At 71.9% G+C, this 24,707-nt stretch carries 28 protein-coding genes; 10 read left to right on the top strand and 18 right to left on the bottom strand.

Annotation, left to right across the window (positions count from 1 at the left end):
* Nucleotides 1-34 precede the first annotated feature (34 nt).
* Together ABZ374_RS02880 and ABZ374_RS02875 are read right to left on the bottom strand one after the other, a co-directional pair.
* Entirely contained in the window at nt 35-664 is a 630-nt protein-coding gene (locus ABZ374_RS02880) for a response regulator transcription factor (RefSeq protein ID WP_360305349.1), read from the bottom strand.
* Entirely contained in the window at nt 661-1,950 is a 1,290-nt protein-coding gene (locus tag ABZ374_RS02875; RefSeq protein WP_360305347.1) for a sensor histidine kinase, read from the bottom strand. Before ABZ374_RS02875 ends, ABZ374_RS02880 begins: the two co-directional genes overlap by 4 nt.
* Before the next feature lie 311 nt (nt 1,951-2,261).
* On the opposite strand from ABZ374_RS02875, the gene ABZ374_RS02870 reads away from it, so the two are divergent.
* Together ABZ374_RS02870 and ABZ374_RS02865 are read left to right on the top strand one after the other, a co-directional pair.
* Nucleotides 2,262-3,338, top strand: a complete 1,077-nt coding sequence (locus tag ABZ374_RS02870; RefSeq protein ID WP_360305345.1) for an ABC transporter permease — start codon at nt 2,262-2,264, stop codon at nt 3,336-3,338.
* 68 nt (nt 3,339-3,406) lie between these two features.
* The gene (locus ABZ374_RS02865) at nt 3,407-4,126 is read left to right on the top strand and encodes an ABC transporter ATP-binding protein (protein ID WP_360305343.1); all 720 of its coding nucleotides are present in this window, start codon (nt 3,407-3,409) and stop codon (nt 4,124-4,126) included.
* Between the two features lie 70 nt (nt 4,127-4,196).
* Here ABZ374_RS02865 and ABZ374_RS02860 read toward each other — a convergent pair whose 3' ends face one another.
* The 3 genes from ABZ374_RS02860 to ABZ374_RS02850 form a co-directional block, all read right to left on the bottom strand.
* Complete coding sequence (locus tag ABZ374_RS02860; protein WP_360305341.1) at nt 4,197-5,177, bottom strand: exonuclease domain-containing protein; 981 nt, start codon at nt 5,175-5,177, stop codon at nt 4,197-4,199.
* Nucleotides 5,178-5,230: 53 nt separating this feature from the next.
* Nucleotides 5,231-5,914 carry a membrane protein insertase YidC gene (gene yidC, locus ABZ374_RS02855; protein ID WP_360305339.1) on the bottom strand — a complete coding sequence of 228 codons (684 nt, stop codon included), beginning with the start codon at nt 5,912-5,914 and terminating at the stop codon, nt 5,231-5,233.
* 195 nt (nt 5,915-6,109) lie between these two features.
* Entirely contained in the window at nt 6,110-6,406 is a 297-nt protein-coding gene (locus ABZ374_RS02850) for a DUF6412 domain-containing protein (protein WP_360305337.1), read from the bottom strand.
* A 225-nt stretch (nt 6,407-6,631) separates the two neighbouring features.
* Between ABZ374_RS02850 and ABZ374_RS02845 the strand changes: the two genes are divergently transcribed.
* A complete protein-coding gene (locus tag ABZ374_RS02845) occupies nt 6,632-7,837 on the top strand; it encodes a hypothetical protein (protein ID WP_360305335.1) in 1,206 nt (401 codons plus the stop codon).
* A gap of 46 nt (nt 7,838-7,883) precedes the next feature.
* Here ABZ374_RS02845 and ABZ374_RS02840 read toward each other — a convergent pair whose 3' ends face one another.
* Nucleotides 7,884-8,489 (bottom strand): TetR family transcriptional regulator, encoded by a 606-nt coding sequence (locus ABZ374_RS02840; protein WP_360305333.1) that lies wholly within the window; start codon nt 8,487-8,489, stop codon nt 7,884-7,886.
* A 188-nt stretch (nt 8,490-8,677) separates the two neighbouring features.
* Between ABZ374_RS02840 and ABZ374_RS02835 the strand changes: the two genes are divergently transcribed.
* The 5 genes from ABZ374_RS02835 (at nt 8,678) to ABZ374_RS02815 (ending at nt 14,129) form a co-directional block, all read left to right on the top strand.
* A complete protein-coding gene (locus tag ABZ374_RS02835; RefSeq protein ID WP_360305331.1) occupies nt 8,678-9,475 on the top strand; it encodes an acetoacetate decarboxylase family protein in 798 nt (265 codons plus the stop codon).
* 100 nt (nt 9,476-9,575) lie between these two features.
* Nucleotides 9,576-10,463: an SDR family NAD(P)-dependent oxidoreductase gene (locus tag ABZ374_RS02830; RefSeq protein WP_360305493.1), complete on the top strand. Its 888-nt coding sequence runs from the start codon at nt 9,576-9,578 to the stop codon at nt 10,461-10,463.
* 6 nt (nt 10,464-10,469) lie between these two features.
* Nucleotides 10,470-11,819 carry an amidohydrolase family protein gene (locus ABZ374_RS02825; protein WP_360305329.1) on the top strand — a complete coding sequence of 450 codons (1,350 nt, stop codon included), beginning with the start codon at nt 10,470-10,472 and terminating at the stop codon, nt 11,817-11,819.
* 6 nt (nt 11,820-11,825) lie between these two features.
* Nucleotides 11,826-13,112, top strand: coding sequence for an amidohydrolase family protein (locus ABZ374_RS02820; protein ID WP_360305327.1), 1,287 nt, complete (start codon nt 11,826-11,828; stop codon nt 13,110-13,112).
* A gap of 192 nt (nt 13,113-13,304) precedes the next feature.
* A complete protein-coding gene (locus tag ABZ374_RS02815; RefSeq protein WP_360305325.1) occupies nt 13,305-14,129 on the top strand; it encodes an SAM-dependent methyltransferase in 825 nt (274 codons plus the stop codon).
* On the opposite strand, the gene ABZ374_RS02810 is transcribed toward ABZ374_RS02815, so the two are convergent.
* From ABZ374_RS02810 to ABZ374_RS02790, 5 genes are all read right to left on the bottom strand, one after another.
* A complete protein-coding gene (locus ABZ374_RS02810; RefSeq protein ID WP_360305323.1) occupies nt 14,078-14,506 on the bottom strand; it encodes a nuclear transport factor 2 family protein in 429 nt (142 codons plus the stop codon). The two genes, ABZ374_RS02815 and ABZ374_RS02810, sit on opposite strands and share 52 nt — an antisense overlap.
* Nucleotides 14,507-14,602: 96 nt before the next feature.
* Nucleotides 14,603-15,880: an MFS transporter gene (locus tag ABZ374_RS02805; protein WP_360305321.1), complete on the bottom strand. Its 1,278-nt coding sequence runs from the start codon at nt 15,878-15,880 to the stop codon at nt 14,603-14,605.
* Between the two features lie 63 nt (nt 15,881-15,943).
* On the bottom strand, nt 15,944-16,678 hold the full coding sequence (locus ABZ374_RS02800; RefSeq protein WP_360305319.1) for a hypothetical protein: 735 nt from the start codon (nt 16,676-16,678) through the stop codon (nt 15,944-15,946).
* A 177-nt stretch (nt 16,679-16,855) separates the two neighbouring features.
* The gene (locus ABZ374_RS02795) at nt 16,856-18,481 is read right to left on the bottom strand and encodes a protein kinase (RefSeq protein ID WP_360305317.1); all 1,626 of its coding nucleotides are present in this window, start codon (nt 18,479-18,481) and stop codon (nt 16,856-16,858) included.
* Nucleotides 18,478-19,161, bottom strand: a complete 684-nt coding sequence (locus ABZ374_RS02790) for a hypothetical protein (RefSeq protein WP_360305315.1) — start codon at nt 19,159-19,161, stop codon at nt 18,478-18,480. The genes ABZ374_RS02795 and ABZ374_RS02790 overlap by 4 nt, the downstream gene beginning before the upstream one ends.
* 318 nt (nt 19,162-19,479) lie before the next feature.
* On the opposite strand from ABZ374_RS02790, the gene ABZ374_RS02785 reads away from it, so the two are divergent.
* The gene (locus tag ABZ374_RS02785; protein WP_360305313.1) at nt 19,480-20,286 is read left to right on the top strand and encodes an SURF1 family protein; all 807 of its coding nucleotides are present in this window, start codon (nt 19,480-19,482) and stop codon (nt 20,284-20,286) included.
* Between the two features lie 28 nt (nt 20,287-20,314).
* On the opposite strand, the gene ABZ374_RS02780 is transcribed toward ABZ374_RS02785, so the two are convergent.
* Nucleotides 20,315-21,073, bottom strand: a complete 759-nt coding sequence (locus ABZ374_RS02780) for a Sir2 family NAD-dependent protein deacetylase (RefSeq protein WP_360305311.1) — start codon at nt 21,071-21,073, stop codon at nt 20,315-20,317.
* Between the two features lie 80 nt (nt 21,074-21,153).
* Here ABZ374_RS02780 and ABZ374_RS02775 point away from each other — a divergent pair, with 80 nt between their 5' ends.
* Nucleotides 21,154-21,915 carry an SDR family oxidoreductase gene (locus tag ABZ374_RS02775; protein ID WP_360305309.1) on the top strand — a complete coding sequence of 254 codons (762 nt, stop codon included), beginning with the start codon at nt 21,154-21,156 and terminating at the stop codon, nt 21,913-21,915.
* Nucleotides 21,916-21,983: 68 nt separating this feature from the next.
* Here ABZ374_RS02775 and ABZ374_RS02770 read toward each other — a convergent pair whose 3' ends face one another.
* The 6 genes from ABZ374_RS02770 to ABZ374_RS02745 form a co-directional block, all read right to left on the bottom strand.
* Entirely contained in the window at nt 21,984-22,616 is a 633-nt protein-coding gene (locus ABZ374_RS02770) for a hypothetical protein (RefSeq protein WP_360305307.1), read from the bottom strand.
* Between the two features lie 7 nt (nt 22,617-22,623).
* Complete coding sequence (locus tag ABZ374_RS02765) at nt 22,624-23,250, bottom strand: DUF6286 domain-containing protein (RefSeq protein ID WP_360305305.1); 627 nt, start codon at nt 23,248-23,250, stop codon at nt 22,624-22,626.
* Nucleotides 23,247-23,603, bottom strand: a complete 357-nt coding sequence (locus ABZ374_RS02760; protein ID WP_360305303.1) for an Asp23/Gls24 family envelope stress response protein — start codon at nt 23,601-23,603, stop codon at nt 23,247-23,249. Before ABZ374_RS02760 ends, ABZ374_RS02765 begins: the two co-directional genes overlap by 4 nt.
* Complete coding sequence (locus tag ABZ374_RS02755) at nt 23,603-23,785, bottom strand: hypothetical protein (protein WP_078977717.1); 183 nt, start codon at nt 23,783-23,785, stop codon at nt 23,603-23,605. Before ABZ374_RS02755 ends, ABZ374_RS02760 begins: the two co-directional genes overlap by 1 nt.
* Nucleotides 23,786-23,905: 120 nt before the next feature.
* Nucleotides 23,906-24,184 (bottom strand): hypothetical protein, encoded by a 279-nt coding sequence (locus ABZ374_RS02750; protein WP_360305301.1) that lies wholly within the window; start codon nt 24,182-24,184, stop codon nt 23,906-23,908.
* The gene (locus ABZ374_RS02745) at nt 24,181-24,672 is read right to left on the bottom strand and encodes an Asp23/Gls24 family envelope stress response protein (RefSeq protein ID WP_360305299.1); all 492 of its coding nucleotides are present in this window, start codon (nt 24,670-24,672) and stop codon (nt 24,181-24,183) included. Before ABZ374_RS02745 ends, ABZ374_RS02750 begins: the two co-directional genes overlap by 4 nt.
* Nucleotides 24,673-24,707: the final 35 nt, after the last annotated feature.

Below are 24,707 nucleotides of genomic sequence, written 5' to 3'. Positions count from 1 at the left end.
TTCCCACTCCGCCCGCGACCCGGGCCCACCCGCCTCATCCCCGACTCAGCACCCCCCGCTGCACCGCCGTCGCAACCGCCGCCGTGCGCGAATCAACGCCCAACTTCGCGTAGATGTGCACCAGATGCGACTTCACCGTCGCCTGGCTCAAAAACAACGCCCGGCTGATCGCCAGGTTCGACAACCCGTCCGCGACCAGACTCAGCACCTCGACCTCGCGGCTCGTCAGGCTCGGCAGCGGATCGCGCAGTCGGCTCAGCAGGCGGCCCGCGATCCGCGGTGCGAGCGCCGATTCGCCCGCCGCCGCGGTACGCACCGCGGCGGCCAGCTCCTCAGGCGGGGCGTCCTTCAACAGATAGCCCAACGCCCCCGACTCCACCGCCGCCAAGATGTCCGCATCGGTGTCATACGTCGTCAGCACCAGCACATGCGGCGCATCCGGCAACGCCGTGATCGCCGCCGTGGCCGCGTTCCCGTGCATCCCGCCTTCCCGGAACCGCAGATCCATCAGCACCACGTCCGGCGCCAGCGAACGAGCCAACTCGATCGCCCGCTCGGCACTGTCCGCCTCGCCCACCACCACGAAGTCCGGCTCCGCCGCCAACACCGCCCGCAGCCCGGCCCGCACGATCGGATGGTCGTCGGCCAACAACAACCGAATCACCGCGCCGTCCCACCCTCCGAACCCGAACCCGCCGCCACCGGCACCACGGGCACCACCGGCACCGCGGCCACCACCGGCACCGAAAATGTCACCGCGATCGCCGCCCCCTGCCCCACTCCGGACTCCACGGTCAGCACTCCACCCAACTCCGCCGCCCGAGTCCGCATCGCCGCCAACCCGAACCCGGTACCACCCGACCCACCCTCACCACCGCGCCCGGGCCCGCCGAGCCGCCCCGCCGGATCGAACCCCCGCCCGTCATCCACCACGTCCAACGTCACCGACGCGTCCATGTGACTCAGCGTCACCTCCACCCGGGACGCCCCCGCGTGCCGCACGGTGTTCCCCAGCGCCGACTGGGCAATCCGCAGCAACGCCACCTCGACGGCGGTCGGCAGTCCCACCGCGTCGCCCGTGTTGTGGAAGCGCACGTCCAACTCGGCCTCGGCCGCCGTCCGAGCACACAGTCGCTCCAACGCCGCCGGCAACGAGGACCCGTCCAACTCCGGCGGCGCCAACGCCCGCACGAAGCGGCGCGCCTCGGCCAGATTGTCCGTCGCGGTAATCCTGGCCAGCCGCACGTGCCGATCCGCCGCGAGCGGATCCGCCGGCAGCGCCCGCTCCGCCGCGCGCAGCAACAACTGGATGCTGCTGAAGCCCTGCGCGAGCGTGTCGTGGATCTCCCGGGCCAACCGCTCACGCTCCGCAAGCACCCCGGCATGCCGCTCGGCCGCAGCCAGCGAGGCACGCGCCGCAACCACGTCCTCCACCAACCGGCGGCGCTCCTCGCTCTCCCGCTGGAGCGCCTGATAGCCCAGCACGGTCGCCACCGCCACCGCCGCACCCAGCACCGGACCGAGCACCATGCCCACCGCGAACTCGCCGCGATGCATCCCGTACCCCACGATCGCCAGCACCGTCAGCCCGGCCACCGCCGGCACCGCGAGCCGCACCGGCAACAAATGCGGAACCAGGAAGAACAGCGGGAAGGCAAACCAGATCCCCTCCGCCGTCAGCGCGTAGAACCCACCCCACGCCAGCGTCAGACACCCCAACCACACCATCGACGCACGCCGCGAGGGCCCCACCGAAGGCAGCAGATTGCCGGCCGCGTACACCCCGGCCGTGACCACCACACCGACCACGATCAAAGCGGCCCGCGCGCTCGACACGTCGGTGCCGACCAGCGCGCGCAGCGCCGCGAGGGCGAGCAGCAGCACCACGAGCCCGTGCATGCAGGCACGGAGTGTGCGGGGGACCTGGGTCGGGGCGATGGTGAGGTACATATCGGGTCAAGGGTAGACGGGGTGGATGTAGGTGGCATCGATCGAAAGGTTGACCCGGGGACGAACAGCCCGATCGATGACGCGGCGGCCGTCGTGGACAAGAGTCGAGAACAGAAACAAGAACCAGGACAAGAACCGGAACAAGCACAAGCGTCGAGTCGTCCCGCACACCGCACTGCCGGACTGCCGGACTGCCGGACTGCCGGACAGGCGGACAGGCGGACAGGCGGACAGGCGGACAGGCGGACAGGCGGACAGCCGGACGACCCGCCCCCCGAATCATCCGTCACACAAGGAGACCCCGACCCCCCGTGTTCGTAGCGCTGCGAGACCTCGTCTTCGCCCGAGGGCGATTCGCCCTGATGATCGTCACCGTCGTGCTGATCACCGCGCTGGTCGGCCTGGTGTCCGGGTTGACCGTCGGGCTCGGCCGGGCCAACACGTCGGCCGTCGACGCGCTGCCGGCCGATCGGCTCGCGTTCGCCGCGCCCGCGTCCGGGGAGGGCATCTCGTTCGCGGACTCGGCCGTGGACGAAAGCCAGTGGCGGCGCTGGGCCGAGCAGCCCGGGGTGCGCTCGGCGGCGCCGCTGGGCATCGCGATGACCCGGCTCGGCGTCGGCGAGCGCACCACTGCCGCCGCCGCGTTCGGCGTCGAGCCCGACGGGCCGCTCGCGCCGAAGGCGTTGGCACCGGGCACCGTCGTCCTGTCCCGGCCGCTGGCCGACGACCTCGACGTCGGGGTCGGCGCCCGGCTCACCGTCGGCGCCGACACGTCGCTGACCGTCGCCGCCGTGGTGTCCGGGTCCTCGTACAGCCACGCGCCGGTGGCCTGGACCACCCTGGCCGACTGGCAGCCGCTGCGCCCGGGCCCGCAACGCGGCGGGCCGCACGCGACGGTGATCGCGCTCGATCTGGCCGGCGCGCACACCTCGGCGGCCGACCGGGCGATCGGTACCAAGACCACCTCGATCGACGACGCCAGGAGCGCGATCGGGTCGTTCACCGCCGAGAACGGGTCGCTGCAACTGATGCGCGGCTTCCTGTTCGCGATCTCGGCGCTCGTGGTCGGCGCGTTCTTCACGGTGTGGACGATCCAGCGGGCCGGCGACGTCGCGGTACTCAAGGCGCTCGGCGCACCCACCGGCTATCTGCTCCGGGACGCGCTCGGCCAGGCGTTCGTGGTGCTGCTGGTGGGAACCGCCCTGGGTACCGGCGCCGCCGCGCTGTTCGGCGCGGTCGCGCCGGCGGGCGTGCCGTTCGTCGTGGACGCGTCCACCACGCTGTTCCCGGCGGCCGTACTGATCCTGCTCGGCATGGTCGGTGCCGCCCTCGCCATCCGCCGGGTCACCGCCATCGACCCGCACACCGCGCTGAACAACACCCGATGAACACCGGCACCGGCGAACCCGTGAAGCACTCCGCGAAACGCTCCGAGAGGCACCCCGAGAGGCATCCGATGCACCCGACCCACCCCTCCCCCGGTCTGGAACTCGCCGACGTCACCCTCACCTACCCCGACGGCGAATCCCGGCTGACCGCCCTGGACCGGGTATCGCTGCGCGTGCCACCGGGCACGCTGACCGCCGTGGTCGGGCCGTCCGGGTCCGGCAAGTCCAGTCTGCTCGCCGTCGCCGCGACACTGACCCGGCCGGACGAGGGCCGAGTGCTGATCGCCGGTGCCGACGCCGCGACGCTGTCCGCCGCCGAACGCGCCCGGTTGCGCCGGACCACGATCGGGATCGTCTTCCAACAGCCCAACCTGCTCGCGTCGTTGACCTGCGTCGAGCAACTCCAGGTGATGGCGCACCTGGCCGGACGCAGCGCCCGTCGAGCCCGCGACCGAGCCCTGGACCTGCTCGACCGGGTGGACCTCGCGAAGCACGCCGAACACCGTCCGCACCGGCTGTCCGGCGGCCAACGGCAACGCGTGAACATCGCCCGGGCCCTGATGAACGAGCCGAGCGTGCTCCTGGTCGACGAACCCACCAGCGCCCTCGACCACGAACGCGGCGCCGCGATCGTGGCGTTGCTCGCCGAGCTGACCCGGGCGGACGGCACGGCCACCGTCCTGGTCACCCACGACCACAGTCATCTGCCGTACGTGGACCACGCGTCGGAGCTGATCGACGGCCGACTGAACGCCCTCGCCACCCACCCGGACGCCATGACCCACTGACCCGGACACCTCGGCCCACCCACGCAGGCACCTCGGCCCACCACCCGGCAACCGAAACCGCTCCGCCCGCCTAGACCCCCGCCTCCGGCCGCCACACACTCGACCCGGATCGCCCCTGTTCCCCCACCCGCTGCCCGGCCCGCTCCGTATCCGGCCGCCACGCACTCGACCCCGTCGACGTCCCCGGCAGGCTCGGCGAGCCCGGTCCGTCCGGACCGCCGGGAATCACCGGCCAGTTCGGGTCGACCACCGCGCCGCCCTCCGGATTCCGGCGATCGAAGTACTGCTGGAGCGAAGCCGCCTGCTCCGCGTACCAGCGGCTCTGCTTCTCGTGCAGCGCGGACAGCGAATCGGCGGCCAACTCCGGGAAGCGCGCGCCCAGATCCTGCGCGAGCAACAAACACGCGAGCGCGTCCCCGTCCGCGGTGTGCGCGTCGGTGAGCACCACCTCGTAGAACGCGCTGGTGGCGGCCAGCGTGCGCTTGCCCTTGCGGTAGCGGTCCAGTTGCTTGTCGATCACCAGTGGGTCGATGATCGGTGCGGTGTACGGGAGTTGCGGCAGATTGTGGCGGTGCAACTCCGTCTGCAGGATGGTCAGGTCGAACGGCGCGTTGTAGATCGCGACCGGGGTACCCGCCGCGAGGTACTCGGCCATCGCCGTACCGATCTCCGCCAGACACAGGGCGGGCGCACGCCCCTCCGCCCGGGCCTGCTCGGTGGCGATCCCGTGGATCGCGGTCGCCTCGGCCGGAATCTCCCGCTCGCCCGGGTCGAGCAGCCAGGACCGGCGGGTGCCGGCCGCGTCGACCAGCGCGGCGGTGACGATGAAGTCCGTGTGCGGGTCCACACCGGACGTCTCCACGTCGAACGCGGCCATCGGCCCGCGATGCCAGCCGTCGTGATTGCCGCGGGGCGGCGCGGCGGGCTTGGGCTCGCCGCAGGTCGCGCAATACGTCACCCATTTACCGTCGTTGCGCACCAACAGGCCGTCGCCGGCCTTGACGTAGGTCGTGCAGGTGGCACAGGTCGCGCCGAACTTGTTCGTAGCCATGGAGTGCTCATTTCCGATCGCGGATCAGATTCACCTCGTCACTGCGCGAAACGCTAGTGCCCGGGTACGACGCGATCCGCGCGCCGGGTGGCCAACCGGCGCAACAACGGGCGTTCGGCGGTGGTCCACGCGGTACCGGTGAGCAGATACAGGCCGGCCGCGAGCGGCACGACGGCCGCGGTGAGCACCGTGCCAAACGGCATCCAGCGCACGAATGCGGGCGCGTCCGGGACGGCCGACGCAGCGCGGTGCTGCAGGTACGCCACCCCCGCGATCAGGGCCAACAGGCCGACGAGCACCGGGGTGTGCGCTCCGCCGAGCCCGGTCATCGGGTGCAGGCCGAGCGGCGCGCCGGCCAACGTGTGCTCCAACAGGTCGTGGTCGCCGCTGAACAGACGGTAGGTCAGGAACAGGAACGGCAGGCCGGCCAGCGCCGGCAGGATGCCGGCGAACATCGAGGTGCCGGACTGCCGGTGCAACGCCACCAGTTCGCTCCCGAGCCGCTGCGGGTCCTTGGCGTGCTTGGCACGCAGCCGACGGATCTCGGGGGCGAGCCGGGCGCGGGCCACCTCGGCTCGGGCCTGGGCGTAGCCCAGCGGAACGAGGGCGAGCCGCACGCATGCGGTGAACACGACCACGGCACCGGCCACCGAACCGGTGCCGAGCAGCGGCGCGAGCGCGTCCGCGAGGGTGAGCAGGACGTCGTGCGCGACGCCGAGAACAGGGATGCCGAACATGGAAGGGCCTTCCGTGACGCGGGAATCAGGGCTGCGTCAGGCGGCGTGCGCAAGTTCCGGTACGGATACCGAACCGTCGAAACCAAGGCCGATTCCTCGGAACGAGGGCCGAACCGTCGGACCGGGCACCGAATCCTCGGACCGAGGATCGAACCTTCCGAACGAAGGGCCGAATCGTCGGACCGCAAATCGGGCTCAGCAGGCCGCCGGGCCCGTTCCCGGTGCTCGCGGCCGCGCTCGGCCCGGCCCGTCGGGATCACGGGAGGGCAGAAAGGCCAGCCGATCGGCCTGTTCGCGCAACACCGCGCCACGCACTCGCGCCCGCTCGGCGAACGGCGCCCACGAAGCGGTGCAACCGGCCAGCGCGAGCACCACGGTCACCGCGACGGCGACCAGCCCGGGCAGGGCCCCGTCCACGAACATCCCGAACCCGACCAGCGCGAGCAACGTCGCGAACAGCGACGTCGACGCGGTGGCGGAGTTCGAGTGCATGAGCGGAATCCTAATCCACCCCACACCGAACCCGTGCGGCAACCGAAATCCGGCGACCGATCCCGGCGACCGATCCACGCCCTCCACGCCGGCGGTCAAATTCACGCTCACCACCCCCGTCCACCGATCCACGCCCGCCGACCCCGACGGCCGATTCACGCCCCATCCACTCCGGCAAACGATCCATGGTGAGCCCGGACACACGTTCGTGCCAGGATGACCCCCGTGCGCGTGCTGCTAGGGGACGGCTTCGGAGTGACGTCACGTCAGATCGCGATGGCGATCGGGCGATCAGGGCAGGACGTGGCGGTGCTCGCACCGCCCGGTCGGCCGGTTCTCGGCCGCCCGCGGTCGGTGTCGGTGGTGCACGAGGTACCGCCCTTCGGCGCGGACCCCTGGGCGTGGCTGGCCCGAACCGAGGCGGTGCTGCGCGCCGAGCCGCACGAGGTGCTGCTGCCCACGAACGCACACGTGGCGGTACTCGCCCGCGAGCCGGAGCGCATCACCGCGCACGGGGTGGCCCTGGCCGTACCGCCGTTCGCCGCGCTGCGCCGGGTCGCGGATCGGGCGTCGGCGGCGAACACGCTCACCGAGATCGCGATGCCGCAGCCGGCCGGGACGGTGGTGGTGCACACCGCCGAGGAGTTGCGCCAGGTCGCCGACCCGCCGCTCCACGTGAAGACGCTGCCGGCCGCGTACCGGGTCGAGCGACGCGAGCAACTCCTGCGACTGGCCGACACGTTGGAGCAGGACGGCGCCTTCCTGGACGGCGCCGGCGTGCTGGTGCAGGAGCCCGCCGACGGCCCGGTCCTGTCCGCCCAGACGGTCTTCGAGCACGGCCGGCTGGTCGCGGTGCACGCGTACGAACACCTGCACGGGAGCGCGGTCAGACGCAGCGTGGTGCTGCCCGAGGTACGCGAGCAGATCGCGATGCTCGGCGGCCACCTCGGCTGGCACGGCGGCCTGTCGCTGGACGCGGTGCGGACCGCGCACGGCCCCGCCTGGCTCGACGTACGTCCCTATCTGACCGAGCCGGGCAACGCCGCCGCCAGTGGCACCGACCTGGTCGCGGCGCTGATCGCGGTCTCCCGAGGCGAGGCGCCGGCGTCGATGCCGTGGGGTCGTCCGGACGTACGCACCCGGCAGGCGCCCGGCGCACTGACCAGCGCCGCCCGCGCGGGCCGGCGTCGGGCCGGCCGCGAACTGGTCCGCGTCGTGCTGCGCCGCGGTCCGTACCGGGACACGGTCGAGGAGGCCCTGAGCCTGCGTCACGAACCGCGCCGAATCGGCGGCGCACTCCTGCTGACCACCGCCCTGCTGACCGCTCCCGGCCGCACCCTGGCCCGGATCGACGCCCGGGAGACCCGCGAGGCCCTGTCCCCCACCGCCTGGCGTCGAATCCTGGCCGGCCCCCCGCCGCGCGTGCCCTGACCGACCACCGCACGCCACTCGAGGGCGACTTTGCCACCGGGCGCCCTCACCCCAACAGCGACTCCACCAGCGCCCGTACCGACAACACGAACAGCCGATCACCATCGGTGACGTTGCTCAGGCTCGCCGCCAGTTCCGGGTCCTCGATCGCCAACTCGCCCCGCCAGTGATCCACCGCCGGCGGTTCGGCCGCGCTGTTCTCCAGGGCCCGCTCCAGCATCACGAAGCCGGCGATCTGGTACTGCACCGCCTGTACCGCCTCGCCCGCCCGTGCGCCGTGCAGCCCGGCCGCCGTCATCTCGTGCACGAGCGCCTTGCGGGCGGGCAACATCATCACCGATTCCAGGCCGCGCTCGCGGACCAGACCGACCAGGTGCGGGCGGTCCAGGATCATCCGCCGACACGATCGAGCGATCGACACCACCCGCTCGACCGGCGTGCTCCCGTCCACCGAGATGGCGCCCATGTCCGCGATCACCCGGTCCACCAATTGATCCACCAGCACGTCGCGGTTGCCCACGTGCCAGTAGATCGAGGTGACGGCGACGCCCAACTCGGCGGCCAGCTTGCGCATGCTGAGGTTCTCGATACCGGATTCCATGACCAGACGCATGGCGGTGTCGAGCACGGTGTCTCGCGTGATCCTGTCCATCACGTCCCATTCTCGCGTCCGGACCGGCCCGCCCGATACACGGGCAACCGCGCCGAAGGTCTTTACCTCGCCGACCCACCGGTGTAACAGTGTTACAGAGCAACCAACACCACTGCGCACGGAACCGCGGAACCGGCGAGCCCGCCGGTGCGCGCGCAGCCCTCGCACGAGCGGAAGAGGTGAGGTACGTGGCACGCATTCGATACGGCGCCCGGCCGGCGGAGACGCTGAAGAAGTCCTCCCGGGAACGGTCCAGCCTCCCGGAGATCTGGTCCACCGGTGTGATGGCGATCTGGGAGACCGACCCCGAGGTGATCGCGGCGATCCTGCCGCCGCCGCTGGTCCCCGCGGACCGGCCCCTGGTGCGGGTGAACATCTCCGGCTGCGACATCAACGGCTACCCGCTCGGCGCGGGCGCGGTCGCGGTCCGCTGCAAGCACGGCGACATCGAGGGCGACTACACGCTCACCATGCCGATGACCACCGAGCGCGCGGTGATCGGCGGTCGCGAGGTGTTCGGCGAGCCGAAGAAGCTGGCCGACGTCAAGGTCGAGCGGGACGGCGACCGGGTCGTGGCCACGGTGAACCGGATGGGCGTCACCTACGTCGAGGTGCGCGGCACGGTGGTCGAGGAACTGGCCACTCCCGAGCCGCGACAGACGCTGAGCTTCTATTACAAGTTCCTGCCCGCCGTGGACGGCGACGGCTTCGACGCCGACCCGATGCTGGTGCACGTCACCCGCAACGAGCGCACCCGCACCGCCCACCGCCTGGACGGCGAGGTGATCCTGCGCGATTCGGACTTCGACCCGGTCGCCGACCTGCCGGTGCGCAAGCTGATCTCGATCACGCTCAGCGAGCGCACCTCGGACCAGCAGGGCTTCGTCGCCGAGCACGTCAAGGCCGACCTGGTGCTGCCGTACATCCACCAGCGCTACGACGACGTGCAGCAGATCACCGACGACCCGCCGCCTGCCGCGAAGTAGCCACCCCGGCAAGGCAATACGGGCCCGGGCAGAACAGGCCGGGCCAAGCCACGGCAGAGCAGCGCAAGGCGGCAACGACAACAAGGGATCGTGACACATGCTGCAGGAATTCGACGGCAGAGTCGCCGTCGTCACCGGCGCCGCGAGCGGCATCGGACTCGCGATGGCCGAGCGGTTCAGCGCCGAGGGCATGAAGGTCGTGCTCGGCGACATCGAGCAGGGCGCGCTGGACAAGGCCGTCGCGCGGATCACCGAAGCGGGCGGTGACGCGATCGGGCACATCGTGGACGTGTCGGTGCGCGAATCGGTGTTCGGGCTCGCCGACGCCGCGTTCGAGCACTTCGGCGCGGTGCACGTGCTGTGCAACAACGCCGGGATCGGCTCGGGCTCCGAGGGCAAGATGTGGGAGCACGACCCCAAGGACTGGGACTGGTGCTTCGCCGTCAACGTGTTCGGCGTCTTCAACGGCATCCAGGCGTTCGTCCCGCGCATGCTCGCGCAGAACACCCCCGGCCACATCGTGAACACCTCCTCCGGCGACGGCGGCATCGCGCCGCTGCCGAACGCGTCGGTGTACGCGACCACCAAGGCCGCGGTGGTGACCATGACCGAGGCGCTGTACGCCCAACTCGGCCAGGTGCGCGCGCAACTCGGCGCGTCCGTGCTGTTCCCCGGCCCCAAGATGTTGCGCACCGGCCTGTGGGAGTCCTACCGCAACCGGCCCGAGCGGTTCGCCAAGTCGGTGCCGCGCAAGACGCCGTACAACACGCTCGACGCGTGGGAGAAGGCGATGCGCGACTCGGGGCAGGAGATCGAGTTCACCCCGGTCGAGTCGGTCGCGGCCGACGTGCTCCAGGGCATCCGGGAGAACCGGTTCTGGATCATGCCGGCCAGCGAGCACAGCGACGGACAGATCACCGCGCGGTCGCAGAGCATGCTCGCCCGCAGCAACCCCTCGTACCTCGAAACCTTCGTCCTGGACAAGTGAGTGACGATGACCGAAAACACCGAGCAGAGCAGCCAAGCCGACCCGAGCGAACTCACCACCCCCTACACGATCATCTCCTCCGACACCCACGCCGGGCTGCCGACCGAGCTGTATCGCGACTACCTCGCCACGAAACACCACCCCGCGTTCGACCGGTTCATGTCCGAGCGCGAGGCCCAGCTCAAGGCGATCACCGACCTGGGCGTGCGCAACGAGGACTTCGCGGCGAACTGGTTCGAGACCAACGAGGAGGTGCTGCGCAGCGGTTGGGAAGTGGACCGGCGCGACCTGGAGTTGGACAAGGACGGCGTGGTCGGCGAGGTGATCTTCCCGGACGCCGACGCGGTCGAGTCGCGTACCTGCGTACCGTTCGGCGCGGGTCTGGGCCTGTCCGGCGACATGGATCCGGAGCTGGGCCTGGCCGGCGCGCAGGCGCACAACCGCTGGCTGGCCGAGTTGTGCAAGACCAGCCCGGAACGGCGGCGCGGGGTCGCGCTGATCCCGATCACCGCCGCGATCGAGGACGTGCTCGCGGAGATCCGCCGGATCAAGGCGGACGGCCTGGGCGCGGTGATGATCCCGGCGATGTGGATGAACCAGACGCCGTACCACGACCGCAGATACGACCCGGTGTGGGCGCTGTGCGAGGACCTGGAGCTCCCGGTGGTCACCCACTCGGGTCCGGCCGACCGCGAGGCGTACGGGAACCACCTGGGCATCTACGTCACCGAGGTCACCTGGTGGCCGTCCCGGCCGTTGTGGTTCCTGCTGTGGTCCGGCGTGTTCGAGCGCTTCCCGCGGCTGCGGTTCGGGGTGACCGAGGCGGGTTGCTGGTGGGTGGGCAACCTGCTGTGGTTCACCGACCGGTTGCTGTTGGGCTCGCGTGGGGCGGCCAAGTTGGCCGGCTTCGAGGAGATCAAGCTGCTCCCGAGCGAGTACTTCGACCGCAACTGCTTCATCGGCGCGTCCAACACCAAGCGGCGCGAGATCGGCATGCGCTACGAAATCGGTGTCGGCAACATCTGCTGGGGTAACGATTTCCCGCACCCCGAGGGCACCTGGCCCGAGACGCTCAACATCCTGCGCAAGACCTTCTCCGACGTCCCGATCGCCGAGACGCGGGTGATGCTCGGCGAGGCGGTCGCGGATGTGTACGGCTTCGACCTGGCCGCCCTCAGGCCGCATGCCGAGCGGGTCGGGGTCACCCCCGCGACACTCGGTCAGGTGAACGAGGACGGGTCGGCGAAGGACCTGACGACCAAGTGGGCCGCCGCCGCCGAGATCGGCCGGCACTGGCTCACCGGACACGACACGGGCGCCGCGATCAACCCCAACGCGGAAGCCCTGGAGGTCTGATCCCCCATGACTGACAGCACCACCCCGCTCCTCGTCCCGAGCGGCCCCCCGACCGGTGACCACCCCGAGCGGTACACGGTGATCTCGGCCGACTGCCACGGCGGCGGCGAGATCCACGGCTACCGCGACTACCTGCCCGCGCGCCTGCACGCCGAGTTCGACACCTGGGTGAGCGGCTACGAGATTCCCTACGAGGACCTCAAGGGCGATCTGGGTCCGCGCAACTGGGACTCCGACCGACGCATGCGCGACCTGGAGGCGGACGGGGTGGTGGCGGAGGTCGTCTTTCCCAACACCGTGCCGCCGTTCTTCCCCAAGCCCTCGCTCACCGACCAGCCGCCGGCCGCGAACGCGGGCGATCTGGCGCTGCGTTGGGAGGGGCTGAAGGCGCACAACCGCTGGATGGTCGACTTCTGCGCGGCGACGCCCGGACGCCGGGCGGGCATCGTGCAGATCATGCTGCACGACATCCCGGCCGCGGTGGAGGAGATCCGCTGGGCCAAGGAGGCCGGGCTCACCGGCGGCGTACTGCTGCCCGGCACTCCGCCCGGTTCCGGCCTGGTGCCGATGTTCGACTACGCGCACTACGAGCCGTTGTGGCGGGTGTGCGAGGAGTTGGGCATGCCGGTGAACCACCACACCGGCTCGGCCGCGCCGCCGGCCGGGGACACCGACGTGGACAAGGTGGTGTTCCTGACCGAGGTGTCCTGGTGGGCGCACCGCGCGTTCACCCACCTGGTGGTCTCCGGCGCGATGGATCGCCACCCGGAGCTGCAGTTCGTCTTCACCGAGCAGGGCACCGCCTGGATCCCGGAGGAGACCCGGCGGCTGGACTACTACTGGCACCGGATGAGCACCGCGGTCGGCTCGCAGGAATACGAGTGGGGCAGCGCGCTGGTGGGCCGGATGGACCTCAAGCCCAGCGAGTACTGGGCCCGGCAGTGCCACGTCGGGGCCAGCTTCCAGCGCCCGGCCGAGGCCAAGCTGCGCTACCAGGTGGGCGTGGACCGGATCATGTGGGGCAGCGACTACCCGCACAAGGAGGCCAGCCATCCGTTCAGCCGCGAGGCGTTGCAACTGACCTACAACGGCATCGACCCGGTCGAGGTCGCGGCCATGGTCGGCGGCAACGCGGCGAAGTTGTACGGCTTCGACCTGGCGGCGCTGGCCCCGATCGCGGCGCGGGTGGGCCCCCGGGTCGACCAGGTGTGGGCACCGCTGGCGCCCGAGGACATCCCGGTCGGCGCGGACAAGTGCCCCGCGTTCGTGGGCGCGCTGAGCGTCAAGCCGTAACCGCGGCCACCCGGCGGCGATCCCGGCGTCCGAGATCGGAACCCATCGTTTCGATCCGGTCGACGCCGGGACCGCCGCGATGTCCGGGCGGGCGGGCCAACCGTGCGGGTGTGACGCCTTGCACAGGGCTTCCAACCGTCGAGCGGGCGATTTTTCCGGTGCATCGAGTCCGCACGCTTTAGAGTCCGAGCCATGACTCGACCGGACTGGGCTCCAGAGCACATCGACATCACGCGCGCCAGCGTGGCCCGCGTCTACGACTACGCACTCGGCGGCGCGCACAACTTCGCGGTCGACCGCGAGGCCGCCGAACTGGTCACCCAGGCGATGCCCGAGCTGCGCGACGTGCTGCGCGGGAACCGGGTGTTCCTCACCCGCGCCGTGCACCACCTGCTGGATCTGGGCATCCGGCAGTTCCTGGACCTGGGCTCGGGCATCCCGACGGTGGGCAACGTGCACGAGATCGCGCACAAGGCCGATCCGGACGCGCGGGTGGTCTACGTGGACAACGACCCGGTCGCGGTCGCGCACAGCCAGGCCCTGCTCGCGAACAACCCGAACGCGACGGTCGTGGGCGCCGACCTGACCGACCCGGCCAAGGTGATCGATTCGCCCGAGGTGCGCAGGCTGATCGACTTCTCCCAGCCGGTCGGGGTGCTGGTCGTGTCGGTGCTGCACTTCCTCCCCGACGAGGCGGACCCGGCGGGCGTGGTGCGCCGGTACATGGACGCGACGGTGCCCGGCAGCCACCTGGCCCTCTCGCACGCGCACCGCAGCGAGGAGCGCCCGGCCGGAATGGATCGTGCGCTCAGCGAGTACTCGTCCAACGTGCAGAAGATGCACGCCCGTTCGCACGACGGCATCCTGGCCATCTTCGGCGGCCTGGAACTGTTGCCCGCCCGCCTGGTCCCGGTGGACGTGTGGGGCCCCGAGGGCCGGCTCGGCGACCCCGAGGTGAAGCTGCCTCAGTTGGCGGGCGTCGCGGTCAAGGCCCGGGCGGCCGGCACCGGGTTGTAGAACTCGCGCTGGCCGACCACCAGACCCTCCCGGAAGGCCAGCACCACGATGTAGGTGTTCGCGTAGGCGCGGTCGGTGGGCCTGGCCCGCCCCTCGCCGGTGAACTCGACGATCACGGTGTCCGGGTCCACGCAGTCGTGGACCCGGGTCACCGTCAGGCGCAGCTCGAAGATGCCGAGCGCGACCTTCAGATAGGCGTCCACCGTGTCCCGGCCCTCGATCCGCACGGGCGGGTCGGCGTAGGGGAATTCGAGCACCACGTCCGGGTGGTAGCAGGCCACCTGGGCGCCCCGGTCGCCCGCGCTCACCGCCGCGAGCAGCCGCTCGGCGATCCGCACGTGCCGTGCGCGGGCCTGTTCGACATCACTGGATTCCATGGCCGCAGCCTGACCCACAACGGCCGACGAAGGAAGATCGATCACCGCCGACAGCGCGGATCGCCGGCGCACCGGGAAGCCGCCGCCGCCTCCGCATCAGGCGGTCGCCGGTCGTCCCTCCCAGGCCGGCACCGCGCGGGTCTCCGGCAGCGCCGAGAAGCACGCCACGCTGAGCACCGAAGCCGCCGCGAGATAGGCCGCGACGCTCCACGGGGTGCCGTCGCCCCGGGCCAGTTCGGTGGCCACGATCGGGGTCAGCGCGCCCCCGAGGACGCCGCCCAGGTTGTACGCGGTGGACGCGCCGGTGCACCGCACGCGCGGTTCGAACAACTCCGACAGGTACGTGCCGACCACCGAGAACATCGTGATGAAGGCGATCAGCGTGCCCAGGCAGGCCAGCGTCATCCACATCGGCTCACCGGTGGCCAGCAGCCCCAGCATCGGGAACGCCCACAACCCCATCGCCGCACAACCCGCCACGCACAGCGGCTTGCGCCCGTACCGATCACCCAGCAACGCGAACAACGGCGTGGCCGCGGCCTTGCCCACCACCGCGACCATGATGCACGCGAGCATCGTGGTGCGCCCGACCGCCAGCCTGTCGGTGGCGTAGTGCAGCGACCACGTCGTGGTCAGGTAGAAGCCCACGTAGCCGCAGGTCAGCGCCCCGGCGACGAGCAGGATCAGCCGCCAGTGCCCGCGCACCACCTCGGTGAAGGGGCTCGCCGACAACTCGTTCGCGGCGGCCAGTTCGACGAACGCCGGGGTCTCCTCGATCGAGGCGCGCAGCAGCAGCCCCAGGCCCGCGAGCACGCCGGCGAACAGGAACGGCACCCGCCAACCCCACGCCTGGAACTGGGCCTCGGTCAGCGCCCCCGACAGGGTCAGCATGATGCCGTTGGCGAGCAGGAACCCGATCGCGGGACCCGCCTGCGGGAAGCTGCCCCACAACGCCCGGCGTCCCGGCGGCGCGTGCTCGGCCGCCAGCAACACCGCGCCGCCCCATTCGCCGCCGACCCCCAGCCCCTGGCAAAAACGCAGCAGCACGAGCAGGATCGGCGCGGCCAGGCCGATCCGGTCGTAGGTGGGCAACAACCCGACCAGCACGGTCGCGACGCCGGTCAGCAACAACGAGCCGACCAGGACCGGACGCCGCCCGCGCCGATCGCCCAACCGACCGAACAACACCGAGCCCAACGGCCGCGAGACGAAGCCCACCGCGTAGGTGGCGAATGCCGCGAGGGTGCCCGCGATCGGTGAGAAGCCGGGAAAGAACAGCGGCCCGAGCACCAGGGCCGCGGCCGTGCCGTAGACGAAGAAATCGTAGAACTCGATCGAGGTGCCGGCGAAGGACGCCGCCGCGATCCGGATCATGGAGACATTTCGCGTCACACCGGCCCAACGATCGGGTGGGGGGTGTGGTCACCCGTGCGGGCGTCACCCGTCCGGGGCGGTCTGCCGAGCCTTTCCGTGCGGGTCGCGCTGCCCGGGGGTGCGGGCCTCGCCCAGATCCGCGAGCCACGGCGCGCCCGCGTCGTCGCCCACATGCCCCAGCGCCCAGGCCGGGTTCTGGCACATCGCGGTCTGCACGATCTGGGTGCCCGGCAACGTCACCGGCCAGCACAGCAGATGACCGGCCAGCCACCAGAACTTGCCGAGCACCGCGACCGAGAGGTCGTCCTCGCCCGGCGGCCGGTCCCGATACTCGTGCCGGTACCAGGTGCGCACCACCTGCGGCCAGGTCTGCTCGGCGATCACCGTGCCGTCCCGATCGCGCAGCGGCCCGTTGCGAAAGGACACGTCCCGGGCGATCCGGTGGGTCACCCGCAGGCCCAACGCCCGCCGCACCGGCGTGAGCACGATGGTCACCGCGCCGCACACCGACCAGGTCAGCATGGACGGCCACAGGCCGAACACCAGGAACAGCACCGCGCCGGCGACACCGAGCGGCAGGCCGACCGCGCGCACCGCGACCGGCTCCGCGTAGACCTTGAGCGGGGTGATCGGGACCCGGAAGACGGTGTCGGGCGTGCCGGCGTAGCGCGACTCGTCGAAGTCGAGCGCGCGGGCCCGGCGGTGGGTCCGGGTCTGGAACCAGGGCAGCGACAGGGACAACACCGCGCCGGCGACACCGAGTACGAACCAGGGCAGGGACAGCTCGGGCAGTTCCATCGCCACGTCCCCCTTCGTGCGCGTCGATGTCTCCACGGTCGCCCATGGCGACCCCCGGGCGGAAGAGCACAGGCACGACAAGTGGCAGAAAATGTGCGCCTTCGCCCACGTCGGCATCGATCACCCGTACCCGTCACCGCCCGGCACCCGGCCCGACACCCGCAGGCCGCCCGGGCGTCACCGTCGGCGGAAGCCGGTCACCCCGTGGATCCGGGCCAGGTGTTGGCGCAGCGTGGACACCCGCGGGTGTTGCGGGCCCAGGCGGTGCTCCTGCTCGGCCAGCAGCGGCACCAGCACGCTCTCGGACTGGTACGGGTCGCCCAGCGCGGCGAGCAACAACCCGATCCGCTCGCGCAGGTCGAACCCCTGGTACACGTCGGCGTCCGGGACTCGTCGATGCAGGTCCAGCAGTCGCCGGTACTCCCCCAGCGCGGCGGGCAGTTCGCCCAATTCCTCCAGGCACGCCGCGACCTGTCGGCCGTACTCCATCGCCTCCGCGTCGGTCGGCCCGCCGGAGGCCGCGAACACCCCGGCGAGGTACTGCAACTCCGGGAGCGCGCGCCGGAACCGACGGTCCGCCAGCAACGTGTCGGCGAGTGCCTGACGCAACCCCAGGACGAGCGGGTCGTGTTCCCCGTGCCGGGCGATGGCGACCGGCAGGGCCGCGCCGAGCACGTCCACGGCCTGGGTCAACGCGCCCTCGCCGAGCAGCCGATTGGCCTCGTCCAGCGCGCTGCGCACGTCCGGCGTGGGCGGCGCGGCGGAGGGCACCGCGGCCCAGTCCGGATCCGGGCGCGGCGGGTACGCCGCGGGGCCGGCACTCATCGCCCAGGGCGCCGCCGGCCGGTCGGGCACCGCCGCGCGTACCGGCCCCGGCAGCCCCGGCAGCGGCTGCGGCGCGGCCGGGAAGCGCAGCGGGCGGGTCGGGTCCATCGGCGCGGTCGGCGCCAGCGCGTCGCCGCTGCCCACCGGCAACAGCGGCGCGAGCAGTCGGTAGACCTCCTGCGCGTTCGCGGGCCGCTGATCGGGCTGCTTGCCCAGCAGGTGCAGCACGAGCCGGTCCAGCCCGGCGGGGATGTCCGGGCGCCGGGCGCCGAGCGGCTCCGGGGTGCCGTTGAGGTGTCCGAGCATCACCGAGGCCATCGTCGGCCCGGCGAACGGCGCCTGTCCGGCCAGCATTTCGTAGAGCAGGCAGCCGAGCGCGTACAGGTCGGTGCGCGGCTCGACGATGCCGTTCATCTGCTCGGGCGCCATGTACGCGGGTGAGCCCGGCATCGCCCCGGTCGTGGTCAGCTTGGTCGACTCCGGGTCGAGCACCGCGGCCACACCCAGGTCGAGTACCTTGACCGTGCCGTCCCGGCGGACCATCACGTTGCGCGGCTTGAGGTCGCGGTGCACCACCGGCACCGCGTGCACCGCGGCCAGCACCGAACAGATCTGCGCGGCCACCGCGACCGCCCACTCCCACGGCACCGGTTGGTTCTCGGCGATCAGATCGGCCAGGTCGCAGCCGTCCAGGAGCTGCATCACCAGATACAGCTCGCCCTCGTCGGCGCCGCCGTCGAACACGGTGACCAGGCCCGGGTGGTCGATGCCCGCGGTGACCCGGCATTCGCGCAGGAAGCGTCGTTCCATCGCGCCGCGGTCGCCGGCGGTGTCCACCAGGTCGGTGCGCAGCAACTTGACCGCGACCCGGCGCTGGAGGGTCTGGTCGTACGCCTTCCAGACCTGCCCCATGCCGCCGCGACCGATCGCCGCGGACAGTTCGTAGCGGCCCGCGATCACACGTCCGGGAATGCTCATCGAGGTCCTCCGGGATTGCCGCCGTCCTGCTCGCGCAGCCGTTCGCTGAGGCCCTGCAACCGGGCCCGGGCCCGCGCGGCGGGATCGTCGAGGGGCGGCGGCCCGGCGGCGGGCGGCGGAGCGACCGGCCCGCGCGAGTCGGCGGGCCCGACGGGCGGGGCGGGCCGGAGGTACCCGGGCGGGGCCTGCGGCGGCGGCGCCGGACGGTAGGGCATCGACTGCGGGTGCGGACGCGGGTGCGGCCCGACGGGCCCCTGCTGCCACGGCGCGTAACCGGCCTGCGGGTGCGGCTGGTGCCCGCCCATCGCCTTGGCCCAGCGGGCCGACCTGACGCACCACCAGATCGGCACCGCGACCATCAGCACGAGCAGCATGATCGTCCCGACGTCGTCCAGGATCGTCTGCGGTTCGGGCCCGCCCAGCGCCTCGCGCGCGGCCTTCTCGTCGTCCGTCTCGCTGCCCACGGCCAGGCACACGAAGGCGAGGACCACACTCACCGCGACCCCCGTCAGGACCACCCAGTCCCAGCGCCTGCGGGTGCGAACTCCGGCCACGAGCGGGAGGATCCAGGACAACAAGCCGATCGAGACGAACGCGAGCGCGGCGAGCCCGATCAGCCCGAACCAGTGACCGGCGGTACCGCGTCGACCGGGCACCGGATCGCGCGACGGACCTTCCATGTTGTGTGACTCCCGAGGCTGTGGGACTCCCGAGGCCGGCCGACTCCCCGCACGGGGTGAATCGAATGCCGCGTCCGCACCCGGTCTACCGGGAGTCGCGGGCAATGAACCGGGAGACGGCGTGCCGGAAGCCTATCGGCGGGACCGACCGGCCGGCTGCCGACCTGGAAAGCGGGACACCGGCACCGACGTCGGGTCGCCGGCCGGGCGCGCCGGCCTCGCCCGGCGACCCGCGGCACACCGCGTCGCGCCGCGCCCGAGGCCGCCCGCACGCACCCGGCGGGACGCACCGGGCACACCGAGGGGTACCGTGCTCGGGTGTACCGCTTCCTGCTGACCCCGCGCTGGATCGCGATGGCGCTGCTCGTCCTCGTGCTGGTCCCGATCATGGTCGAGCTCGGCTTCTGGCAGTTCCACCGGCACGAGCACAAGGTCGCGCACAACGACCTGATCAGCGCCAACATCGAGCGCAAGCCGGTGCCCGCACAGGAGCTCCTCGCGGTGGGCCGCAAGTTGCCCGGCGATCTGCAGTGGCGCCGGGTCACGGCGACCGGCAGGTACGACACCGAGCACGAGATGCTCGCCCGCAACCGCTCGCAGGACGGCGTCCCCGGTTTCTATGTGGTCACCCCGCTGATCACCGCCGACGGTCGGGCGCTCCTGGTCGATCGCGGCTGGGTGAAGAACCCGGCCACCGCCACCGACCGACCCGAGGTGCCGCCGGCGCCGACCGGTCAGGTCACGGTGACCGGTCGGCTGCGTCCGGACGAGACCCGCAAGGACTCCGGCATCCGCGATCTGGCGCTGCCCGACGGCCTGGTGATGCGGATCTCCGGCTTCGAACTGGCCGCGAAGCTGCCGCACCCGATCCTCGGCGGCTATGTCGAACTCACCGAGCAGACCCCGATGGCCGCGAAAGCGCCGGCGCTGATCCCGGAACCGGACGACGAGGACCTGGGCCCGCACCTGGCCTACGCGGTCCAGTGGTGGATCTTCGCGTTCGCCCTGGTGGCGATGCTGGTCAAGCTGGTGCGCAGCGAGGCCAAGGAGCTGGAGAGCGAACTGGCCGCGCTGGACGAGGACACCTCGGCCGCCTCGCCCGAGGAACAACCGGCCAAGGTCTGACCGGCGGCGCCCCGGGCCGCGAGCGCGGTCACAACCCCTTGACCAACTCCGGGAGCACGTCGCCGATCGGCTCGCGGATCACCGCGTCGGCGACCCGGTCGTAGGGCGTCTCCCCCGCGTTGACGATCACCAGCTTGGCGCCCGCCTCCCGGGCCACCCGACACAGCGACGCGGCGGGCTCGACCTGGAGCGTGGTGCCGATGGCGAGGAACACGTCGCCGATCTGCGCGGCGATCGCGGCCCGCTCCAGCACCCCGTGGTCCAGCCCCTGGCCGAACATGATCGTCGCGGTCTTCTGGATCCCGCCGCACCGCACGCAGCGCGGGTCGTCCTCGCCCATCGCCACCCGCTCCAGGGCCGTGTCCAGGGTCGTGCGCGCGTCGCAGTCGGTACACACCACGTAGAACATGGTGCCGTGCAGCTCGATGATCTTCTCCGGGCCGGTGCCCGCCCGCAGATGCAGGCCGTCCACGTTCTGGGTGATCAACGCGTTGAGCCGACCGGCCCGTTCCAGCGCCACCAGCGCGGCGTGACCCGCGTTGGGCCCGGCCAGGCGCGCGGGGTTGTCCCGGCGCAACAACCACGAACGGCGGCGGATGTCCTCGTCGCCCATGTAGTAGCCGTAGGTGACCAGCTTCTCCGCGTCCGGGTCCTTGGTCCACACGCCCTGCGGGCCCCGATAGTCGGGAATGCCGGAGTCGGTGGAGATGCCCGCGCCGGTGAGCACGGTCACCCCGTCGTCGGCCGCCCGGATCCACTCCCGCACCACATCGATCTGCTCGGTCATGCCCCCGAGGGTAACGACCGGCCGACCTGATGACCGGTCAATTACCCCGCGTGGGGGCCGACAGCGGGCAGGATGGGGGCATGGATCTAGGACTGCGCGATCGCGTATATCTGGTCACCGGCGGCACCCGCGGCCTCGGCCTCGCCACCGCCCGCGCGCTGGTGGACGACGGCGCCCGAGTGGTGGTCACCGGACGGGACGAAAAACGCGCGGCGGAGGCCGTCGCCGAACTGGGCGGCCCCGAACAGGCGCTGGGGATCGCCGCCGACAACGGCGAGAGCGGTACCGCCGAACGGCTGGTCGCCGCGGCGCTGGCCCGATTCGAGCGGCTCGACGGGGCGTTGGTGAGCGTCGGCGGCCCGCCCGCCGGGGCGATCACCGCGATCGAGGACGACCAGTGGCGGGACGCGTTCGAGTCGGTGTTCCTGGGCGCGGTCCGGCTCGCCCGGGCCACCGCCTCGGCGCTGGGCAACGGCGGTTCGATCGGCTTCGTGTTGTCCTCGTCGGTGCGCCAACCGATCCCCGGGCTCGGCGTCTCCAACGGCCTGCGCCCGGGCCTGGCGATGGTGGCCAAGACGCTGGCCGACGAGCTGGGCCCGCGCGGCATCCGGGTGTTCGGGCTGCTGCCCGGCCGGATCGACACCGACCGGGTGCGCGAGTTGGACGGCCTGAGCGGCGACGCGGAGGCGAGCCGGACCCGGCACGCCCAGTCCATCCCGCTGGCCCGCTACGGCACTCCGGAGGAATTCGGCCGGGTGGCCGCGTTCACCCTGTCCCCGGCCGCGTCCTACCTGAGCGGCGTGATGATCCCGGTCGACGGCGGCCTGACCCGCTCGCTGTGACCCGACGTGGGCCCGGAAGCTGAACCCGAAAGGGCCCGGGACACCCGTCCCGGGCCCACGAGCACGTCCTAGTCCAGATGCCGCTTGGGCAGGCCCCGGCTGGTCCGCAGGGTCAGCACCGTGGGCAGCGTGGACAGGCCCACCGCCTCGCGCGCGTTGGGCAACACCCGATCGCGCACCGCGCTCAGCAACGCGCGTGGTTCCGCGCCCGGTTCGGCCCGGACCAGGACCCGCAGCGTCGGGCCGTGCCGACGGCGGACCAGGTGCGCCGAGATGTGTTCGATGCCGTCCACGTAGGACAGGTCGTCCTCGATCGCGTCGGCGAGCGCGTTCCCGGTCACCGTCAGGGTGTCCGCCTCGTCGCCCACCATGCCGAAGCCGGTGCCCAGCCCCGACGGGCCGTCGCCGGCCCCGGCCGTGGTGTCGCGCACCCGGAGCGACCGCACCGGCCGCCGGCCGAACTGGGCGATCAGCCACCACAACGCGAGCAGCAGGAGCAGTCCCGGCGCACCGAAGGCGACCCACCACCACCAGCCGTGGTCGGTCAGCCGCTCGGCCTGACTGGTGGTGATGAACGGCTTGTCCGCCGTGTGCACCAGATCGGGATACCAGCCCCGGCCGCGCGCGGCGAGCCCGAGCCCGCCGCCGATCAGGCCCAGCCCGACCAGGAAGAGCAGGATCCGGTTGGTCACCGTACGCATGCCCGCCTCACCTCCCGCTCACCGGCTGCAGGCGCAGATCCACCCGCGGCACCCGGGCCAGCGTGAGCGCGTTGGCGCGTTCCTCCAGCCGTTCGATCAACTCGTCGTGCAGATCGTCCGGATCGCGGAAGTGGTAGTCCACCCGCAGCACCGCCTTGCGTCGACCCATCCGCACCCGCGCGTCCAACACGCCCGAGGAGGCCAGCGCGGTGTGCCGCAGGAACGAGGCGGCGGTGCGCCTGGTCATGTAGACGGTCATCGCGTCGCCCGGCGAGCGCAGCCGCAGCAGACTGCGCCGGCCCGGGGTGAGCGCGAGCAGGATCAGCCACAGCCCCAGCACCGCGGCGATCAGCCCGGCGATGATGGTCGCGTCGTCCCGCCACACGTGCGTCTGGGCGCGCTCCAGCAGGTCGCGGGACCAGCGCGGGGCCCGGTCGATCCGGGCCGTCACCCCGATGTACAGCGCGGTGCCCGCGACCCCGCCCACGAGCAGCGCGACCAGCCCGGCCGGAAAGCCGCGCGGCGACCAGGCTCGGCGTACCTTCGCGCCGTCACCCCAGTCGTCGGTCGTACCCGCCGACGTCTCGGCCGGCGAGGCACCCGAGGGCGCCTCCGGCGCAGCCTCCAGGCTCACTCCACTCTCCTCTTGCCGTGCCCCCCACGGGTCAACCGGCCGACCGTCACGTCCACCCGGACCACCGGCATGCCGGTCAGGTATTCCACGTCGGCGCGCACCCGTTGCCGAATGGTCCGAGCGATCTCGACCACCGGCCCGGGATAGGGCACGTCCACGTCGAGGTTGACCGTCGCGTGGTCGTGGTGCATGGTGGCGCCCGCCCGCGGGGCGCGCAGCACGGTGTCCGGCGCGGCCTCGGTGGTGGCCGCGCGCGCGGCACGGGCGGCGATCTTCTCCACCACGCGCCCGCCGATCTGCAACACTCCGCGATGCGCGGCCGGCGCCAGGCCCTCCGCCGGTACCGCGCGCATCAGCGCCGCCGGTTGCGCGAGCTGAACAGCTCGCCGAGGTCCAGGTCGCCGTCCAGGAAGCGGCCGACCAGGAAACCGACCACCCCGAGCGCGGCGACCAGGAGAAAGGCCCCGAACCCGCCGAGCGCGGCGGCCAGGCCGAGGGCCATGCCGACCAGCAGGCCGACCATGGGTGTAGTCATTGGCGAACGACTCCTCACTGAACCGACCATTGGTTGTTGTCGACGGTTGTCGTCGACGCCCGTCGGGTCGGGTGCCGAAGGGCCGTACGGATTCCGCCGAGCCGCCTCGCACCCCGCCCGCTACTCGACGCGCGGGTTGTTGCGCCGTCGATGCCGCTCCGCCAACTGCCGCCAGAGCCGCCCCGGCAACCGGCCGCGGCGGTAGACCGTGGTCTCCGCCGCGGCCCCCGAGCGAACCGGCGCCGGTGGCCCGGCCGCGTCGATCAGCGCTCTGAACCGCTCCAGCCCGGCGACGAATTCCTCCGGGTCACCCCCCCGGTCGGGATGACTCGCGCGGATGAATTCCCGGTACTCGCGCAGCAGTTGTCGCCGCGCGTCGTCGCCGGGCCCGACCGTCACTGAAGCTGGCGCTCCTTGGAGTCGTCTCCGTCGTACTCGATGTGGATGTCGTCCACCGCGATGTTGACCTCGACCACTTCGAGCGCGGTCATCCGCTCGACGGAGTCGATCACATTCTCTCGGACCGCTTGCGCCAATTCGGCGATGGGCACGCCGTAATCCACCACGATGTTGAGATCCACGGCACACTGCCGCTCGCCCACCTCGACGCTGACACCCTGCGCGACGTTGGGCTTGCCCCCCGGGATGCGCTGACGCACCGCGCCGAACGCTCGGGCGGCGCCCCCACCGAGCGCGTACACGCCCGGGATCTCCCGGGCGGCGATGCCCGCGATCTTGGCGACCACGCCGTCCGCGATGGACGTGCGGCCCTTCTCGGTGGCCAGCCTGACGACCTCCGTGGAACGAGCCCCGCCCGCCGGCGAACGCTCCTCGTCCTTCTGGAGCGCCTGCGTGCCGGTCTTGCTCTGGGTCGTTGTGTCCGCCATCGGCGCACTTCCTTCCTCGACTGCCCGAACCATGC

The organism is Embleya sp. NPDC005971, assembly GCF_040629175.1.
In the GTDB taxonomy this organism is placed as follows: domain Bacteria; phylum Actinomycetota; class Actinomycetes; order Streptomycetales; family Streptomycetaceae; genus Embleya.
Note: the sequence above shows the minus strand (reverse complement) of the source record. Positions and strands in the feature narration are given on the sequence as shown.

Excerpts from the sequence above, each read along its gene's own strand:
- ABZ374_RS02875 (WP_360305347.1), bottom strand. The coding sequence starts at position 1,950 with ATGTACCTCACCATCGCCCCGACCCAGGTCCCCCGCACACTCCGTGCC.
- ABZ374_RS02865 (WP_360305343.1), top strand. The coding sequence starts at position 3,407 with ATGCACCCGACCCACCCCTCCCCCGGTCTGGAACTCGCCGACGTCACC.
- ABZ374_RS02860 (WP_360305341.1), bottom strand. The coding sequence starts at position 5,177 with ATGGCTACGAACAAGTTCGGCGCGACCTGTGCCACCTGCACGACCTAC.
- yidC (WP_360305339.1), bottom strand. The coding sequence starts at position 5,914 with ATGTTCGGCATCCCTGTTCTCGGCGTCGCGCACGACGTCCTGCTCACC.
- ABZ374_RS02850 (WP_360305337.1), bottom strand. The coding sequence starts at position 6,406 with ATGCACTCGAACTCCGCCACCGCGTCGACGTCGCTGTTCGCGACGTTG.
- ABZ374_RS02840 (WP_360305333.1), bottom strand. The coding sequence starts at position 8,489 with ATGGACAGGATCACGCGAGACACCGTGCTCGACACCGCCATGCGTCTG.
- ABZ374_RS02825 (WP_360305329.1), top strand. The coding sequence starts at position 10,470 with ATGACCGAAAACACCGAGCAGAGCAGCCAAGCCGACCCGAGCGAACTC.
- ABZ374_RS02820 (WP_360305327.1), top strand. The coding sequence starts at position 11,826 with ATGACTGACAGCACCACCCCGCTCCTCGTCCCGAGCGGCCCCCCGACC.
- ABZ374_RS02815 (WP_360305325.1), top strand. The coding sequence starts at position 13,305 with ATGACTCGACCGGACTGGGCTCCAGAGCACATCGACATCACGCGCGCC.
- ABZ374_RS02810 (WP_360305323.1), bottom strand. The coding sequence starts at position 14,506 with ATGGAATCCAGTGATGTCGAACAGGCCCGCGCACGGCACGTGCGGATC.
- ABZ374_RS02805 (WP_360305321.1), bottom strand. The coding sequence starts at position 15,880 with ATGATCCGGATCGCGGCGGCGTCCTTCGCCGGCACCTCGATCGAGTTC.
- ABZ374_RS02800 (WP_360305319.1), bottom strand. The coding sequence starts at position 16,678 with ATGGAACTGCCCGAGCTGTCCCTGCCCTGGTTCGTACTCGGTGTCGCC.
- ABZ374_RS02795 (WP_360305317.1), bottom strand. The coding sequence starts at position 18,481 with ATGAGCATTCCCGGACGTGTGATCGCGGGCCGCTACGAACTGTCCGCG.
- ABZ374_RS02790 (WP_360305315.1), bottom strand. The coding sequence starts at position 19,161 with ATGGAAGGTCCGTCGCGCGATCCGGTGCCCGGTCGACGCGGTACCGCC.
- ABZ374_RS02780 (WP_360305311.1), bottom strand. The coding sequence starts at position 21,073 with ATGACCGAGCAGATCGATGTGGTGCGGGAGTGGATCCGGGCGGCCGAC.
- ABZ374_RS02775 (WP_360305309.1), top strand. The coding sequence starts at position 21,154 with ATGGATCTAGGACTGCGCGATCGCGTATATCTGGTCACCGGCGGCACC.
- ABZ374_RS02770 (WP_360305307.1), bottom strand. The coding sequence starts at position 22,616 with ATGCGTACGGTGACCAACCGGATCCTGCTCTTCCTGGTCGGGCTGGGC.
- ABZ374_RS02760 (WP_360305303.1), bottom strand. The coding sequence starts at position 23,603 with ATGCGCGCGGTACCGGCGGAGGGCCTGGCGCCGGCCGCGCATCGCGGA.
- ABZ374_RS02755 (WP_078977717.1), bottom strand. The coding sequence starts at position 23,785 with ATGACTACACCCATGGTCGGCCTGCTGGTCGGCATGGCCCTCGGCCTG.
- ABZ374_RS02745 (WP_360305299.1), bottom strand. The coding sequence starts at position 24,672 with ATGGCGGACACAACGACCCAGAGCAAGACCGGCACGCAGGCGCTCCAG.